This is a genomic window from Kitasatospora cystarginea (genome assembly GCF_039533515.1).
In the GTDB taxonomy this organism is placed as follows: Bacteria; Actinomycetota; Actinomycetes; order Streptomycetales; family Streptomycetaceae; genus Kitasatospora; species Kitasatospora cystarginea.
The window spans coordinates 168,754-183,859 of record NZ_BAAATR010000011.1; the positions used below are offsets into that span (position 1 = coordinate 168,754).

Sequence of the window (15,106 nt, forward strand, 5' to 3'; positions counted from 1 at the left end):
TGTGGGGGCACCCCTTCGCCGTACCGTGGGTGTCAGTGGTGCTTGCCGCCCTTGCCGGGCCCACCGTTGCCGCCGCCGATGACGCCCGGCGGCAGGGTGAAGCCGCCGTTGATCAGGCCGGTGGCGCCGTTGCCGTTGGCACCTCCGTCGCCGGCGGGCGGCGCGGGGTTGGCGGGCTCGGTGTTGCCGCCGCCGGGAGGGGTGGCCGGGTCGGGGATGGACACCAGCTGGAAGCTGCTCTTCGGGGTGCCCGCCACGGCGTCGTTCATGGCCATCTGCCAGATCGGGCCGGGGCCGGAGGAGCCGTAGACCGAGTCGAAGTACTCGCCGCCGATGGTGATGTTGCGCATGGAGACGTTGCCGCCGGGGCCGCCGAGCCAGACGGCGGTGGCGAGGTCGGGGGTGTAGCCGTTGAACCAGGCGGCGTAGCGGTTGTCGGTGGTACCGGTCTTACCGGCGAACTCGCGGCCGTCGTTGATCTTGATGTTGGATGCGGTGCCCTTCTCGATCACCGTCTTCAGCAGGGTGTTGACCCCGTCGGCGGTGGTCCCGAGCATCGCCTGGGTGCAGTTGGCCTGCGGGACGGCCAGCTTCTTGCCGTCGGCACCGACCACCGAGCTGATCGCGATCGGGTCGCAGTACAGGCCGCGGGCGGCGAAGGCGGCGTAGACGGCGGCCATCCGCATCGGGCTGACCTCGACCGCGCCGAGGATGCTCGAGGGCTGCTGGACCAGGGGCGCACCGCTGGCCAGGGTCTTGATGCCGAGCTTGTTGACCATCTGCTTCATCGGGCAGAGGCCGACGTCCTTGCCGAGCTCGACGAAGTAGGTGTTGACCGACTTGGCCATCGCCTCCTTCATGTCGTACGGCCCGACCTCGCTCGAGCTCTCGTTCTCGACCGTGCTGCCGTCGGCCTTCCAGGTGCCGTTGCAGGTGGTCATGGTCGGGTACGGGATCTGGTGCTCGGACGGGTACTGCTGGGTGATCGGCGTGCCCGACTCCAGCGCGGCCGCCGCCAGGATCGGCTTGAAGGTCGAGCCGGGGGAGAAGCCGTTGCCGCCGCCCATCGCCGCGTCGACGTTGAGGTTGAGCACGGTCTGGTTCTGCTTGGCGTCCAGGCCGTAGGGGCGGGTCTGGGCCATCGCCAGGATCTCGCCGGTGCCCGGCTTGATCATGGTCATCGCGGCCGAGACGGAGTCGGTCGGGTTGACCTTGGTGGTGACCGCCTTGTACGCCGCCGCCTGCTTCTCGGGGTCGATGGTGGTGTAGATCTTCAGGCCGCCCTGGCTCCAGAGCTTCTGCCGGTCGGCCTGGGTCTTGCCGAACACCGGGTCCATCTTCACCACGTGCCGGACGTAGTCGCAGAAGAAGCCCATGCCCGCCTGGGCGGTGATGCAGCCGTTCAGCGGCTCCTTGTACTTGATGCCGAGCGGGGAGGCCAGCGCGTCCTTGGCCTGCTGCGGGGTGATGTGCTTGTACTCCAGCAGCTTGTTGATCACCGTGTTGCGGCGGTTCTGCGCGGCCTGGGGATGCAGGACCGGGTCGTACGCCGACGGGTTCTGCACCAGACCGGCCAGCATCGCGGCCTCGGGGATGGTCAGGTCCTTGGCGCTCTTGCTGAAGTAGCGGGTGGCGGCCGCCTCGACGCCGTACGCCTGGTGGCCGTAGAAGGTGATGTTCAGGTAATTGGTGAGGATCTGATCCTTGCTCAGGTCCTCCTCCAGCTTGATGGCGTACTTCAGCTCCTGGATCTTGCGACCCATGCTCTTCCTGGTGGCCTCCAGGAACGCGTCCTGGTCGTCACCGGCCTGTTCCACGTTGACGTTCTTCACGTACTGCTGGGTCAGCGTGGAGGCGCCCTGGGCGGCGGAGCCGGACTCGGCGTTCTTGCTGGCCGCGCGGATGATGCCCTTGAGGTCGATGGCGCCGTGCTCGAAGAAGCGGTTGTCCTCGATGTCGACCTGGGCCTGCCGCATGATCGGGGCCATCTGGTCCTTGGTGAGGACGGTGCGGTCCCGGTCGAAGACCTTGGCGATCACGCCGCCCTTGGCGTCGTAGATGTACGAGGCCTGGGAGAGCGGCGGGGTCTTGAAGTCGTCCGGGATGTTGTCGAAGCTCTCGGCGGTGTCCTTCGCGGTCAGCCCGAGTGCGCCGACGGCGGGCATCGCCATGCCCGCGACCAGCAGTCCGGCCAGCACGCTGGTGCCCAGGAACTTGAGTCCGAGGCCGGCCATGTCGACAGGATGTCGCGAGGGTCGCTGAGGTGCCATGGGGAAACCCTACGTTGCCAAATACCGGGCGAGAGGGCAGGTGTTCGCCTACGCTTGTCACAAGACTGCGACAGCTTCGCTCTGTTCATCGCCATCACTCTTGTGAGTGATGAGCTTTGTCCGATTCGCCACAGTTTGTGATGGTTGGAATCGGGTCCTGATGGCGGCTCCATGGCGCAGCGTGACGAGAGTGGTCCGAGTGGCTCTGACAAGCCCTGCGACCTGCGATCACTCCAACGAGTGAGAAGTCAGATACCCATAGTCCGATCGGGTCATTTGAGATTGAGCCCGTAGGGGCTGTTGCGCGCTGTCGTTCTTCCGTAACGTCCTCAACTGGCAACGGTGAATATGCCGTTGCCGCCGTGGGGGAGCCCCGATTCGGGAGAGGACGGCGCCAGCATGGGCTGGGTGGACGACTGGAGTGCGCAGGCCGCCTGCCGCACGAGTGATCCGGACGAGCTGTTTGTTCAGGGGGCGGCGCAGAACCGCGCCAAAGCGGTGTGCAGCGGCTGCCCGGTGCGCACCGAGTGCCTGGCGGACGCGCTCGACAACCGGGTCGAGTTCGGCGTGTGGGGCGGTATGACCGAGCGCGAGCGCCGGGCGCTCCTGCGCCGCAGGCCGACGGTGATGTCCTGGCGCCGGCTGCTGGAGACGGCCCGGACGGAGTACGAGGAGTCGCTGGCGACTGGCGTCATCCTCACCGACTACGCCCAGGCGGGCTGAGCACGGCCGGGCCGGCCATGGGCGGGCGGCTCGCCTCGCCGGGCTACGCCGCGTCGGGCAGTACAACGTCGGGCAGTACAACATCGGGCTTCACCGCGTCGGGTCCCGTCACGTCGGCCTCCGTCGCGCCGGGCTGCGCCTGTCGGCCGCACCGCTCCGCGGGCCACGCCGTCCGCAGGTCACGCGTCCGCAGGTCACTCCGTCCTGCCGAGGCGGTCGCCGATGGCGCGCAGGCCGTCCAGGTCGTGCACGTCGCCGGGCAGCGCGCTAACCTCCACGATCGGTACGTCCGGGTAGACCGACACGAAGCGGTCCCGGGTGCGCCGCTCCCGGTCCATGATCTGCATGCGTTCGGCGTGCAGTCGGAGCAGTCCGGCAGCCAGTGACTCGGCCGCCGCGGAGTTCGGTGAGCCGTTCTCCTCCAGCGCCTCGGCCGCCGCCAGTGCCCGTTCCGCCGTGAGCTGGGGCGCGTCGGTGCCGTGCACCCGGTTGAGCACCAGTCCGGCCAGCGGCATCTCGTCCGCTGCCAGCCGGTCCACGAAGTAGGCCGCCTCGCGCAGCGCGTCCCGCTCCGGCGCCGCCACCACCAGGAAGGCCGTGCCCGGCGCCTTGAGCAGCTGGTAGGTGCGGTCCGCCCGCTCGCGGAAGCCGCCGAACATCGAGTCCATGGCGCCGACGAAGGTCTGAACATCCGTCAGCAGCTGGGCGCCGAAGATCTTGCCGAGGGTGCCGGTCAGCAGGCCCATGCCGACGTTGAGGAACCTCATCGCGCTGCGCCCGCCGACCTTGGCGGGGGCGGTCAGCAGCCGGATCACCTTGCCGTCCAGGAAGGAGCCGAGGCGGTTCGGCGCGTCCAGGAAGTCCAGCGCGGAGCGGGACGGCGGGGTGTCGACCACGATCAGGTCCCACTCGTCGGCCGCTCGCAGCTGGCCGAGCTTCTCCATCGCCATGTACTCCTGGGTGCCGGCGAAACCGGCCGACAGGGACTGGTAGAAGGGGTTCTCCAGGATCGCCTTCGCCCGGGCGGGCTCCGCGTGGGCCAGCACGACCTCGTCGAAGGTCCGCTTCATGTCGAGCATCATGGCGTGCAACTCGCCCGCCCGTCGCCCGCCGCCGCCCTCGGCCGAGCCTCCCCCTGACTCCGTGCGGGGGGACCCTCCTCGCGGCGCCCCTTCCATCTGCCGGGTGCCCTTGACCGGGCGCGGGGTGTTGTCCAGCTCGGTGAGGCCCATCGACTGGGCGAGCCGGCGGGCCGGGTCGATGGTCAGCACGACCACCTTCCGGCCGCGCTCCGCCGCCCGCAGACCGATCGCGGCGGCGGTGGTGGTCTTGCCGACCCCGCCCGAGCCGCAACAGACCACGATCCGGGTCTTCGGGTTGTCGATCAGCGCATCGATCGCCAGCAGCGCCGTCATGCTGCCCCCTGTCGCTTCAGCTCGCCCGCCAGCCGGTACAGGCCGCCGAGGTCCACGCCCTCGCCGAGCAGCGGGAGTTCGTATGTCGGCAGTCTCAACTGCTGCAGCGCCGAACGCTGTTCGCGCTCCAGCTCGACCCGCTCGGCGTGCTCACGGGCCTGTTCGAGCAACGGGTCCAGCAGCGGCTCGACCGCCGTACGGACCGTCGCCGCCGTCCGTGAGCGGCCGCCGAGGCCGGCCTCGCCGAGCGCCCGCGCGACCTCCTCGCGGTGGTCCCCGTCAACCGCCGCCACCGCGGCGGCGTCCAGGACCGGCGGGCGGACCATGTTCACCAGCACGCCGCCGACCGGCAGACGGGCCTCGTGCAGTTCGGTGATGCCGTCCACGGTCTCCTGCACCGGCATCTCCTCCAGCAGGGTGACCAGGTGCACCGCGGTCTCCGGCGACCTGAGCACCCGCATCACCGCCTGCGCCTGGCCGTGGATCGGCCCGATCCTGGCCAGCCCGGCCACCTCGGAGTTGACGTTCAGGAATCTGGTGATCCGCCCGGTCGGCGGCGCGTCCATCACGATCGCGTCGTAGGCGCGGCGTCCGTCGGGGCCCTTGCGGCGGGCCGCCTCGCAGGCCTTGCCGGTCAGCAGCACGTCCCGGACACCCGGTGCGATGGTGGTCGCGAAGTCGACGAATCCGACCTTCTGCAGGGCCTTCCCGGCCAGGCCGAGCTTGTAGAACATGTCGAGGTACTCGAGCAGTGCCAGCTCGGTGTCGATCGCCAGCCCGAAGATCTCCCCGGAGCCCTTGCCGGGCAGACCGAGCTGGGCCGGGGTGACGGCGGCGATCTTCCGCTCCTCGTAGGGCAGTGCGGCGATCCCGAACAGCTCGGCGATGCCCTGCCGGCCCTCGACCTCGATCAGCAGTGTCCGGCCGCCCTCGGCGGCGAGGGCTATGGCCAGCGCGGCGGCCAGCGTGGTCTTGCCCGTCCCGCCCTTGCCGCTGACGACGTGCAGTCGGACGCCCTCCCAGTCCGGGCCGCCGGTGGCGTCCGGCGCGCTCTCCCCGTCCGGTGCGCCGGGCCCGCCTGCCCCGGAGCGCCCCGCGGGGGTCCCCTTCGAGGTGGGTCGGTCCGCTGGGCCGGGAGTGCTCGCCACGCTCCGTCTCCGTCCGTCCGTTGGCCGGCACCCCTGGGGCGCCCTTCCCGCGAGGGTAACCAGCGGCGGCTCGCGATGCGGGGAGCACCCTGGCACCCCGGCGGATTCATGCCCGCTTTGTGGCTCACCTCACACCCGCGGTGCGCGGCCCGGCGGACCCGGTGCGTGCGGCACGGGCGGCGGCCGGTCCTCGTCTAGAGTCAGCGCCATGACCAAGTGGGAATACGTCACCGTGCCGCTGCTCGTGCACGCCACCAAGCAGATCCTCGACACCTGGGGCGAGGACGGCTGGGAGCTCGTCCAGGTCGTCCCGGGGCCGAACAACCCCGAGCAGCTGGTTGCCTACCTCAAGCGGGAGAAGAGCTGATGAGCAAGGTTGAGGAGAAGCTGGCCGAGCTCGGCCTGACCCTCCCCGAGGTGGCCAAGCCGGTGGCCGCGTACGTCCCGGCGATCCGCTCCGGCGAGTACGTCTTCACCTCGGGCCAGCTGCCGGTGGTCGAGGGCAAGCTGCCGAAGACCGGCAAGGTCGGCGCCGAGGTCACCCCGGACGAGGCCAAGCAGCTGGCGCAGACCTGTGCGCTCAACGCGCTGGCCGCCGTGAAGTCCGTGATCGGCGACCTGGACCGGATCGAGCAGGTCGTCAAGGTGGTCGGTTTCGTCGCCTCCGCCCCCGACTTCACCGGCCAGCCCGCCGTGATCAACGGTGCCAGCGAACTGCTCGGCGAGGCGCTCGGCGAGGCCGGTGTGCACGCCCGCAGCGCGGTCGGCGTCGCGGTCCTGCCGCTGGACGCCCCGGTCGAGGTCGAGATCCAGGTCCGGGTCCGGGCCGGCTCCTGACGGACGGTACGGGACGGCCGGGGCCGGTCATGGCCCGACCCCGGCCGCCGCGGTTCCTCCGGGCCCTGTCCAAGCCGGGCCTCACCCGCTTAGCATCCGGGCATGGATCACCGAGCACCGTCGGCCCCGATGCCGCCTTCCTGGCCCGCCCGGATCCGGGCGGTGGAGTCCGGCGAGCTGACCCCGCCCGTGCCGAAGCCCGCTGCCACGGTGGTGCTGCTGCGCGACGCGGCCGAGGGCCCGCAGGCGTACCTGCTGCGCCGCCGCACCTCCATGGCCTTCGCGGGCGGGATGTACGCCTACCCGGGCGGCGGAGTGGACCCGCGCGACGCCGAGGCCGAACTCGCCTGGGCCGGGCCCTCACCGCGGGAGTGGGCCGAGCGGCTCGGCGTGGACGCCCGCACCGCGCAGGCGGTGGTCTGCGCGGCCGTCCGGGAGACCTTCGAGGAGGCCGGTGTGCTGCTGGCCGGGCCGGACGCCCACAGCACCGCCGAGCCCCGGGACTGGACCGAGCAGCGGGCCGCCCTGGAGGCCCACCGGCTCTCCTTCGCCGACTTCCTGCAGAGCAACGGGCTGCTGCTGCGCAGCGACCTGCTGGCTGCCTGGGCCCGCTGGGTCACCCCGGCCTTCGAGGAGCGCCGGTACGACACCTGGTTCTTCGTCGCCGCACTGCCCGCCGACCAGCAGGCCGCGCTCCAGGTCGGCGAGGCCGACCGGGTCGCCTGGCTGCCGCCCGCCGAGGCCGTCCGGGGCCATGCGGAGGGCCGGTACGGCATGCTGCCGCCGACCGTGACGGTGCTGCGCGAGCTGCTGCCGGTCCGGACGGCGGCGGAGGCGCTCACGGCGGCGGCGGACCGGCGGATCGAACCCGTCCTCGGCCGGGCCACGGTGGCCGGCGACCGGCTGACGGTGCGATGGTCTGGGTACGAGGAGCTGACCATCGACGGCCACTTCCCGCCGTGACCCGCTGATGGACCGGCCTGCACCCCCACAGCCACTTTGCGAACCCAGGAAGGAATCCCGCCCGATGAACCACGACGAAGTGGCTCCGCGCCCGGCACGCGCCCTGCCGGGTGACGCCGCGCCGATCCGTTCGCTCCCCGCCCGTACGCCGGCCGGTGGCCGCTACGACGCCGCACCGGCCGGCGAGACCGGCAAGCGCCCGCTGGAGCGCGCCCTCCCGCTGCGCTCACTGATCCGGAGCAGCGAGGGCGGCCGGTGAGCGGACTGCTGCCGGGCGACCCCGCCGCCACCGTCGGCGGTGAGGCCACCGCCCGGGCGCTGTGCGTGCTGGCGCCCAACCCGTCGCCGATGACGCTGGACGGCACCAACACCTGGCTGCTCTCCGAACCGGGCTCGGACCTCGCGGTGGTGGTCGATCCGGGCCCGCTGGACGAGGGCCATCTGCGCCGGGTCGTCGACGCCGCCGAGCAGCGCGGCAAGCGGGTGGCGCTGACGCTGCTGACCCACGGGCACCACGACCACGCCGAGGGGGCCGCCCGCTTCGCCGAGCTGACCGGCACCGAGGTGCGGGCCCTCGACCCGGCGCACCGGCTGGGTTCCGAGGGGCTGCACGGCGGACAGGTGCTCGACGTCGGCGGTCTGGAGCTGCGGGTGGTCGCCACGCCCGGGCACACCGCGGACTCGCTGACCTTCCACCTGCCGGCCGACGGCGCGATCATCACCGGGGACACCGTGCTCGGCCGGGGCACCACGATGGTCGCCCATCCGGACGGCAGGCTCGGCGACTACCTGGACTCACTGCGGCGGCTGCACACCATGGCGGCCGAGCACGACGTACGGACCGTGCTGCCGGGACACGGCCCGGTGCTCGCGGACGCGCTCGGCGCGGTCGACTACTACCTGGCGCACCGGGCCACCAGGCTCGCCCAGGTGGAGACGGCGGTCGAGGACGGGTGCCGGACGGCCGCGGAGGTGGTGGCCCGGGTGTACGCGGACGTGGACCGCTCCCTCTGGCCGGCGGCCGAACTGTCGGTCCAGGCCCAGCTCAGCTATCTGGAGGAGCACGGCCTGATCTGACGCGCGGCGGAGCCCGCCGTCACGGGGCAGGGCAAGCCGGCAGGGGCCCGGGGACGGTTCCCCGGGCCCCTGCCGGCTCAGGGAGCGGTGCTCAGCGCGAGCGGCGGGAGAGGCGCTCGACGTCCATCAGGACGACCGCGCGGGCCTCCAGCTTCAGCCAGCCGCGGCCGGCGAAGTCGGCGAGCGCCTTGTTGACCGTCTCGCGGGAGGCGCCGACCAGCTGGGCCAGCTCCTCCTGGGTCAGGTCGTGGGCGACGTGGATGCCCTCCTCGGACTGCACGCCGAAGCGGCGGGAGAGGTCGAGCAGTGCCTTGGCCACGCGGCCGGGCACGTCGGAGAAGACCAGGTCGGACATCACGTCGTTGGTCCGGCGCAGGCGGCGGGCGATGGCCCGGAGCAGCGCGATGGACACCTCGGGGCGGGCGTGCAGCAGCGGCAGCAGGTCGCCGTGCCCGAGGCCGAGCAGCTTGACCTCGGTGAGCGCGGTGGCGGTCGCGGTGCGCGGGCCCGGGTCGAAGAGCGACAGCTCGCCGATCATCTCGCTGGGGCCGAGGACGGCGAGCATGTTCTCGCGGCCGTCCGGCGAGGCGCGGTGCAGCTTCACCTTGCCCTCGACCACGACGTAGAGCCGGTCGCCCGGGTCGCCCTCGTGGAACAGCGACTCGCCGCGGGCGAGTGTCACCTCGGTCATGGAAGCGCGCAGCTCGGCGGCCTGATCGTCGTCGAGAGCCGCGAAGAGCGCGGCACGCCGCAGAACGTCGTCCACGAGCTTCCTCCTGCTGGGTGTGGGGCGGTCCTACTCGTCAAGACTGCATCACCAAGGATGACGCATGTCGCTCCGATCATATGAGGAGGGGGTGGGGCGCGGTGCGTGGTGCGCGGCCATTTGTACTCACCGTGACCTTCGAATCCTGGGCGAGGCATCACCGGAAGTGCGTACACATTCGGTAAAGAGAAGGTCAAGACGGCAGTGCCGGGGCCAGGAGTGGGCCCATAACATGCAGTCGAGTCCATCTTTAGACTCCAGCACATCAATCGACATGAGTCGTCCTTCGGAACGGGAAGATCTGTGGCTATGGGGCGTGGCAGGCAAGGGGAGCTCAGCCGGCCGGTGGCGGTGGTCGGCCTGGGGTGCCGGTTTCCGCAGGCCGAGGGGGTCGATCGGTACTGGTCGCTGCTCATGGCGGGCACCGACGCGGTGACACCGGTCCCGGCGGACCGCTTCGACATCGACGCGTACTACCAGGCCGAACCCGGCATCGCGGGCAAGACGGTCTCGCGCCACGGCGGCTTCCTGACGGACGTCTTCGGTTTCGACGCCGCCTTCTTCGGCATCTCGCCGGCCGAGGCGAGGACCATGGACCCGCAGCAGCGGCTGCTGCTCCAGGCCGCCTGGGAGGCGCTGGAGGACGCGGGCATCCGCCCCTCCTCGCTGGCGGGCAGCCGGTCCGGGGTGTTCGTCGGGCAGGCCACCGCCGAGTACGCCGACCTGCCGCAGCCGCTGTCCCGGCGGGGGATCCACGACTCTGCGGGCCGCCGGATCCGCGCGGTCACCGCAGGACGCCTCTCCTACGCCCTGGACCTGCGCGGCCCCAGCATCGTCACCGACACCGCCTGTTCCTCCTCGCTGGTCGCCGTGCACTCCGCCCGGCAGAGCCTGCTCACCGGGGAGAGCGACCTGGCGATCGCGGCGGGCGTCAACGTCATCCTGGCCCCGGACGACGCGGTGGCGTACTCGCAGGCCGGGATGCTCGCCGCCGACGGCCGGTGCAAGTTCGGCGACGCCGCCGGGGACGGTTTCGTCCGCAGCGAAGGCATCGGCGTCGTGGTGCTCAAGCGGCTGGAGGACGCCGAGCGGGACGGGGACCAGGTGCACGCCCTGCTGCTCGGCAGCGCGGTCACCAACGACGGCCGGGCCAGCGGCTTCCTGCTGCGACCCGCCGTGGACGGACAGGTGCGGATGCTCCGCGAGGCCTGCGACAGCGCGGGCATCACCCCCGCGCAGTTGGACTACGTCGAGGCGCACGGCACCGGGACGGTCGCCGGGGACGAGGTCGAACTGAGCGCGCTGGCCGAGGCGATGGACGGGGCGCGGCCGACCGAGCGGCCGCTGCTGATCGGCTCGGTGAAGTCCAACATCGGGCACGCCGAGGCGGCGGCCGGGATCGCCGGCCTGATCAAGGCGGTGCTGATGGCCAGGCACGGCGAGGTTCCCGCCTCGCTGCACTACCGCACCCCGCACCGGCTGCTCGCCGAGGGCGCCCTGCCGCTGCGGGTGGCCGCGGAAAGCGGGCCGCTGCGGCCGGCCGGTCCGACGGCGCTGCTGGGGGTCAGCTCCTTCGGCCTGTCGGGGACCAACGCCCATGTCGTGGTCGGGGCGTACCGGACGGCGGCCGCCCCGGAGCCCGAGCGCCCGGCGCCGGGAACCCCCGAGCTGCTGGTGCTCTCGGCCCGGTCGCCCCGGGCGCTGCGGCGCCTCGCGCGCGCCTACGCCGGACACCTGGCCGGCGCCGGGCGCGGGTACCCGCTGCGCGACCTGTGCGCGAGTGCGGCGCAGCGCCGCGACGCGCAGCCGTACCGGCTGTGGGCGGTGGGCACGGGCCACGACGGGTTGGCCGAGACGCTGCGGGCGCTGGCCGCCGGGGAGGAGACCCCGGACGGCGCCATCGCGGCCGAGACGGCGGCGGACGACGCGCCGACCGTGTTCGTCTTCCCGGGCCAGGGCTCCCAGTGGGCCGGGATGGGGCGCGAGCTGCTGGAGGGGTGGCCGGCCTTCCGGGCGGCGATGACCGAGTGCGACCGAGCCGTACGGGCCGAGACCGGCTGGTCGCCGCTGGCCGCGCTGACCGCCGAGGAGGGCGAGGCGGACGGCGGGGTGGCCGTGGTGCAGCCGCTGCTCTGGGCGATGGAGGTGGCGCTGGCCGAGGCCTGGCGCAGCCGCGGCGTTCAGCCGCGGGTCTGCCTCGGCCACAGCATGGGGGAGAGCGCCGCCGCCCGGGTCGCGGGGGCTCTGACGATGGCGGACGCGGCCGCGGTGATCTGTCGGCGCAGCGGCCAGATGGCCAGGCTGTCCGGCCGGGGCGCGATGCTGCTGGTCGAGCTGCCGGGCGAGCGGGCGCAGGCGCTGGCCGCCACGTTCGGCGCCGGGGTGGGGCTGGCCGTGGAGAACTCGCCCACCTCCAGCGTTCTGGCCGGCGACCGGGAGGTGCTGGACGCAGTCGCGGCCGAACTTCGGGAGCGCGGGGTGTTCTGCCGCCCGGTCAGGGTGGACGTCGCCTCGCACTCGCCGGAGATGGACGAGCTGCGCGAGGACCTGCTCACCGAGCTCGCCGGGCTGCGGCCCGGGCCCGGCACGGTCGAGCTGTACTCCACCGTGCACGGCCGTCCCGTGTCGGGCGGCGAGCTGGACGCGGCGTACTGGATGGACAACCTGCGCAGGCCGGTCCGGTACGCAGAGGCGGTGACGGCGCTGGCCGGGCGCGGTGAGCACGTGTTCCTGGAGATCAGCCCGCACCCGCTGCTGACCGGTGCCACCGAGGACACCCTGACGGCGGCCGGGGCCCTGCCCCGGGTGGTGCCGAGCCTGTACCGGGGGCAGTCGGAGCAGCTCGCGATGGCCAGAGCGGCGGGGCGCCTGTTCGCCCACGGCACCCGGATCGACTGGCAGCGCTGGTACGGCGACACCCGGCGGGTGCCGCTGCCGGGCTACACCTGGGACACCGAGCAGTTCCGGGACGAGCCCGCCCCGGACGGTCGGATCCCGCGCTGGGCGGATTCGTCGGAGCGGTGCCTGCTCCTGCCGCTGGCCCGGGTGGGCGGCACCTCCTTCCGGGGCAGTCTGCCGCTGCCGGGGGCGGTGTACCTGCTGGGCGCGCTGAACCGTTCCGCCGGTGCACCCGGTGCCGAGGGCCGGTGGGTGCTGGAGGAGGCCCGCTTCGGCTCCGAGCTGGTCGAGGAGGGCTGGGCCGAGGGACTGCGGGTGCGCTGGCGGCCTACGGCCGTCGTCCGGGAGGCCGGGGCCGAGCTGTGGGAGACCACGGTGCACGCCGTGGGCCCGGCCGGCAACGCCGTGTTCGGCCTGCACGCCCGGCTGCGGACCGACGACCGGGCCGGCGGGCAGCTCTCCGCCGGGCGCGAGTACTGCCTGGACAGCGCGCTCACCCGCTGCACCGGCTACCTCTCGGCGGACGCCTTCCTGGCCCTCGCCCGCGAGCGCGGCTACGAGATACCGCCCCACCTGCGGACCGTCCGGCGGATGTGGCGCACCGAGGGTGAGTCGGTGGCCCGGATGTCCCGGCCGGACGCCCTGGCGGCCCCGGGCGCCGGGGAGGCGGACGGGGAGGTCGCCCGGCAGGGCGCACTCTGGGAGGCGGCGCTGCAGCCGCTGCTGGCCACCTGGCCGGGGGCCGGGGAGGAGACCGACCGGGTGGCCTACGTGCCGACCGGGATCACCCGGGTGAGCCTGTCCGTGGCGGAGCTGCCGGCCGAGTACTGGACCCTGGCCAGGTTCCGCCCCGCCGACCAGGAGGGCCCCGACCGGGCCGACGTCGCGCTGCTCGACCTGGACGGCGCGGTGCTGGCGGAGTTCTCCGGCATCACGCTGCACCGCGTCGACGGCGGGAGTGCCGCCCCCGCCCCCGTTCCCGCGCCCGAGCCGCTCCGGGCCGCCGACGTGATCGCGCCGGGACGGGTGCCGCCGCAGCCCTCGGGCCCGTCCGAGATCGAGCGGCTGGTGCTGACCGGTGAGCCGGTGTCCGCGCCGGCGGGCCGGGACGCCCTGCTGGCCCGGGCGGCCGCGGTGCTGGGGCTGCCGGTGGCGCGGCTGGACCGGGACAGGTCGCTGCGGGAGCAGGGGCTGGACTCGATCATGGCGGTCCAGCTGCGCCGCCGCCTGGAGCGGGAGTGCGTGGTACGGGTCTCGGTCGACCGGTTGCTGGGACCGGAGAGCGCGGGTGAGCTCTGTGCCGGGCTGGCGACCGTGGCGGACCAGGGGGAGGCCGCAGGTCAAACATGTACTGCAGACCAAGATTGTGTTCTGGTATAACTTGCGCAGGGGCTGTCAGTAGTCGGCCGGTAACACCACCGAGGCGCGGGGGAGGAGCAGCGGATGGAGCGGCCGACCGCGGCAGCGGCACCAGGGCGACGCGAGCGCAACAAGCAGCGGATCAGGGAGCGGGTCTACCAGGCCGCCCTGGAGCTCTTCGCCGAGCAAGGGTATGACGCCACGTCGGTCGACGCGATCGCCGAGCGTGCCGATGTCGCGCGGGGCACGTTCTTCAACCATTTCCAGCGCAAGGAAGACCTCATCACGGAGTGGGGCGAGCGGCGCCGGGCCCGGCTGAAGGCCGAGTTGGAGGGGGATGTGTTCGCGGAGGGGGGCGAGTTCGAACTCCGGCTGCAGCGCTGCATGACGGTGCTCAGCAGGATCAACGAGGAGGAGCGGCACACCACCCCGGCCATGCTGACGGCCTGGGTGCAGGCGGGCCAGCCGTTGCTGGAGGAGCCGTACGCCGCGCACATCTTCGCCGAGATCGTCGAACGGGGGCGGACTGGAGGGGAGTTCGCCCCCGGCATCGACTCGGTCCGGGTGGGGAACATCCTGCGGGACACCTACCTGGGCGCTCTGTACCGCTGGACCAGGGCCGAGGAACAGTGGCCCCTGCACAGCGAGTTGGAGGGGATCCTCGCCATTGTCCTGAACGGCATCAGGAGGAGCCCCGGCACGGGCTCCTCCTGAGCCGTGCCTCGGGAGGGAGAGCGCCTCAGGGCGATTGCATGGGGGAGTCAATGCCGGGAGAACGCACCGAACCGTCGGCACGTCACGGATCGGCGCGCCGGGGCGGCTGGCGGGTGCTGGTGGTGGAGGCCGATCCGCTCGCGGCCGAGCGCCTGGTCCAGGGCCTGCGTCGGCACGGCCATGACGCGGTCCGGGTGGACACCGGCGGCAAGGCGCTGCGCGCGTACCGCAGTGCCGACATGGTGCTGCTGGACCTCGACCTTCCCGACCTCGACGGCCTGGAGGTCTGCCGGGAGATCAGGACCGCGGGTGACACCCCGCTGATCGCGGTGACCGCCCGGGGCACCGAGCTGGACCGGGTGCTCGGCCTGCAGTCCGGCGCGGACGACTACCTGGTCAAGCCGTACGGGTTCCTGGAGCTGATCGCCCGGATGGAAGCCGTGATGCGGCGGGTCAGGCCGCGGCCTGCCGTCGCCCGGCCGATCAGCCTCGGTGCGCTGCGCATCGCGCCCGGCTGCCGGGAGGTCAGCGTGCACGGGCGGCCGGTGGAGCTGACCCGCAAGGAGTACGACCTGCTGCACCTGCTGGCCTCGCAGCCGGACGCGGTGGTGTCGCGGGTGCAGATAGAGCGTCAGGTCTGGGGCAACGCCGAGGTGAGTCGGAGTCGGACGATCGACACCCATGTCAACAGCCTGCGCAACAAGCTGGGTTCCGGGACCTGGATCGTCACGGTGCGCGGGGTGGGCTTCCGCTTCGGCCACGGCTGAGCGGAGAGCGGCTCGCCGGGCCGGCCCGCGCGGAATGCCGAGCGGCCCGCGCGGAAACCGGCTGGCCTGCCCGGAAGTCGGCCGTCGCAGGAGGGCCGGGGCCGGAATGCAAAATCTTCGACATGGTGTGAAAACTCCCCGAAAGAACCCGAGCCGCCATGGCCGGAGC

13 protein-coding genes are annotated in these 15,106 nt (G+C 72.6%); 9 read left to right on the top strand and 4 right to left on the bottom strand.

The window, feature by feature from the left end:
* Positions 1-32: 32 nt before the first annotated feature.
* On the bottom strand, positions 33-2,234 hold the full coding sequence (locus tag ABD369_RS15170; RefSeq protein ID WP_344636903.1) for a transglycosylase domain-containing protein: 2,202 nt from the start codon (positions 2,232-2,234) through the stop codon (positions 33-35).
* A 435-nt stretch (positions 2,235-2,669) separates the two neighbouring features.
* Here ABD369_RS15170 and ABD369_RS15175 point away from each other — a divergent pair, with 435 nt between their 5' ends.
* Positions 2,670-2,993 carry a WhiB family transcriptional regulator gene (locus ABD369_RS15175; protein WP_033333275.1) on the top strand — a complete coding sequence of 108 codons (324 nt, stop codon included), beginning with the start codon at positions 2,670-2,672 and terminating at the stop codon, positions 2,991-2,993.
* Between the two features lie 194 nt (positions 2,994-3,187).
* On the opposite strand, the gene ABD369_RS15180 is transcribed toward ABD369_RS15175, so the two are convergent.
* Together ABD369_RS15180 and bagA are read right to left on the bottom strand one after the other, a co-directional pair.
* Positions 3,188-4,408: an ArsA family ATPase gene (locus ABD369_RS15180; RefSeq protein ID WP_344636904.1), complete on the bottom strand. Its 1,221-nt coding sequence runs from the start codon at positions 4,406-4,408 to the stop codon at positions 3,188-3,190.
* Positions 4,405-5,415, bottom strand: a complete 1,011-nt coding sequence (bagA, locus tag ABD369_RS15185) for an ATPase BagA (protein ID WP_344636940.1) — start codon at positions 5,413-5,415, stop codon at positions 4,405-4,407. The genes ABD369_RS15180 and bagA overlap by 4 nt, the downstream gene beginning before the upstream one ends.
* Before the next feature lie 349 nt (positions 5,416-5,764).
* On the opposite strand from bagA, the gene sp36 reads away from it, so the two are divergent.
* From sp36 to ABD369_RS15210, 5 genes are all read left to right on the top strand, one after another.
* A complete protein-coding gene (gene sp36, locus ABD369_RS15190) occupies positions 5,765-5,923 on the top strand; it encodes a Sp36 family protein (RefSeq protein WP_095874066.1) in 159 nt (52 codons plus the stop codon).
* On the top strand, positions 5,923-6,393 hold the full coding sequence (locus ABD369_RS15195) for a RidA family protein (RefSeq protein ID WP_344636905.1): 471 nt from the start codon (positions 5,923-5,925) through the stop codon (positions 6,391-6,393). Before sp36 ends, ABD369_RS15195 begins: the two co-directional genes overlap by 1 nt.
* A gap of 102 nt (positions 6,394-6,495) precedes the next feature.
* On the top strand, positions 6,496-7,356 hold the full coding sequence (locus ABD369_RS15200) for an NUDIX hydrolase (RefSeq protein WP_344636906.1): 861 nt from the start codon (positions 6,496-6,498) through the stop codon (positions 7,354-7,356).
* Positions 7,357-7,420: 64 nt separating this feature from the next.
* Positions 7,421-7,615, top strand: coding sequence for a hypothetical protein (locus ABD369_RS15205; protein WP_344636907.1), 195 nt, complete (start codon positions 7,421-7,423; stop codon positions 7,613-7,615).
* Positions 7,612-8,433 (top strand): MBL fold metallo-hydrolase, encoded by an 822-nt coding sequence (locus ABD369_RS15210; protein ID WP_344636908.1) that lies wholly within the window; start codon positions 7,612-7,614, stop codon positions 8,431-8,433. Before ABD369_RS15205 ends, ABD369_RS15210 begins: the two co-directional genes overlap by 4 nt.
* 91 nt (positions 8,434-8,524) lie before the next feature.
* Here the strand turns inward: ABD369_RS15210 and ABD369_RS15215 are convergent, their stop codons facing one another.
* On the bottom strand, positions 8,525-9,199 hold the full coding sequence (locus ABD369_RS15215) for a Crp/Fnr family transcriptional regulator (protein ID WP_045303663.1): 675 nt from the start codon (positions 9,197-9,199) through the stop codon (positions 8,525-8,527).
* A gap of 309 nt (positions 9,200-9,508) precedes the next feature.
* Between ABD369_RS15215 and ABD369_RS15220 the strand changes: the two genes are divergently transcribed.
* From ABD369_RS15220 to ABD369_RS15230, 3 genes are all read left to right on the top strand, one after another.
* Positions 9,509-13,477, top strand: coding sequence for a type I polyketide synthase (locus ABD369_RS15220; protein ID WP_344636909.1), 3,969 nt, complete (start codon positions 9,509-9,511; stop codon positions 13,475-13,477).
* Between the two features lie 63 nt (positions 13,478-13,540).
* The gene (locus ABD369_RS15225; RefSeq protein WP_344636910.1) at positions 13,541-14,170 is read left to right on the top strand and encodes a TetR/AcrR family transcriptional regulator; all 630 of its coding nucleotides are present in this window, start codon (positions 13,541-13,543) and stop codon (positions 14,168-14,170) included.
* Between the two features lie 50 nt (positions 14,171-14,220).
* A complete protein-coding gene (locus ABD369_RS15230; protein ID WP_344636911.1) occupies positions 14,221-14,937 on the top strand; it encodes a response regulator transcription factor in 717 nt (238 codons plus the stop codon).
* Positions 14,938-15,106 lie beyond the last annotated feature (169 nt).

Excerpts from the sequence above, each read along its gene's own strand:
- ABD369_RS15170 (WP_344636903.1), bottom strand. The coding sequence starts at position 2,234 with ATGGCCGGCCTCGGACTCAAGTTCCTGGGCACCAGCGTGCTGGCCGGA.
- ABD369_RS15175 (WP_033333275.1), top strand. The coding sequence starts at position 2,670 with ATGGGCTGGGTGGACGACTGGAGTGCGCAGGCCGCCTGCCGCACGAGT.
- ABD369_RS15180 (WP_344636904.1), bottom strand. The coding sequence starts at position 4,408 with ATGACGGCGCTGCTGGCGATCGATGCGCTGATCGACAACCCGAAGACC.
- sp36 (WP_095874066.1), top strand. The coding sequence starts at position 5,765 with ATGACCAAGTGGGAATACGTCACCGTGCCGCTGCTCGTGCACGCCACC.
- ABD369_RS15195 (WP_344636905.1), top strand. The coding sequence starts at position 5,923 with ATGAGCAAGGTTGAGGAGAAGCTGGCCGAGCTCGGCCTGACCCTCCCC.
- ABD369_RS15200 (WP_344636906.1), top strand. The coding sequence starts at position 6,496 with ATGGATCACCGAGCACCGTCGGCCCCGATGCCGCCTTCCTGGCCCGCC.
- ABD369_RS15205 (WP_344636907.1), top strand. The coding sequence starts at position 7,421 with ATGAACCACGACGAAGTGGCTCCGCGCCCGGCACGCGCCCTGCCGGGT.
- ABD369_RS15220 (WP_344636909.1), top strand. The coding sequence starts at position 9,509 with ATGGGGCGTGGCAGGCAAGGGGAGCTCAGCCGGCCGGTGGCGGTGGTC.
- ABD369_RS15225 (WP_344636910.1), top strand. The coding sequence starts at position 13,541 with ATGGAGCGGCCGACCGCGGCAGCGGCACCAGGGCGACGCGAGCGCAAC.
- ABD369_RS15230 (WP_344636911.1), top strand. The coding sequence starts at position 14,221 with ATGCCGGGAGAACGCACCGAACCGTCGGCACGTCACGGATCGGCGCGC.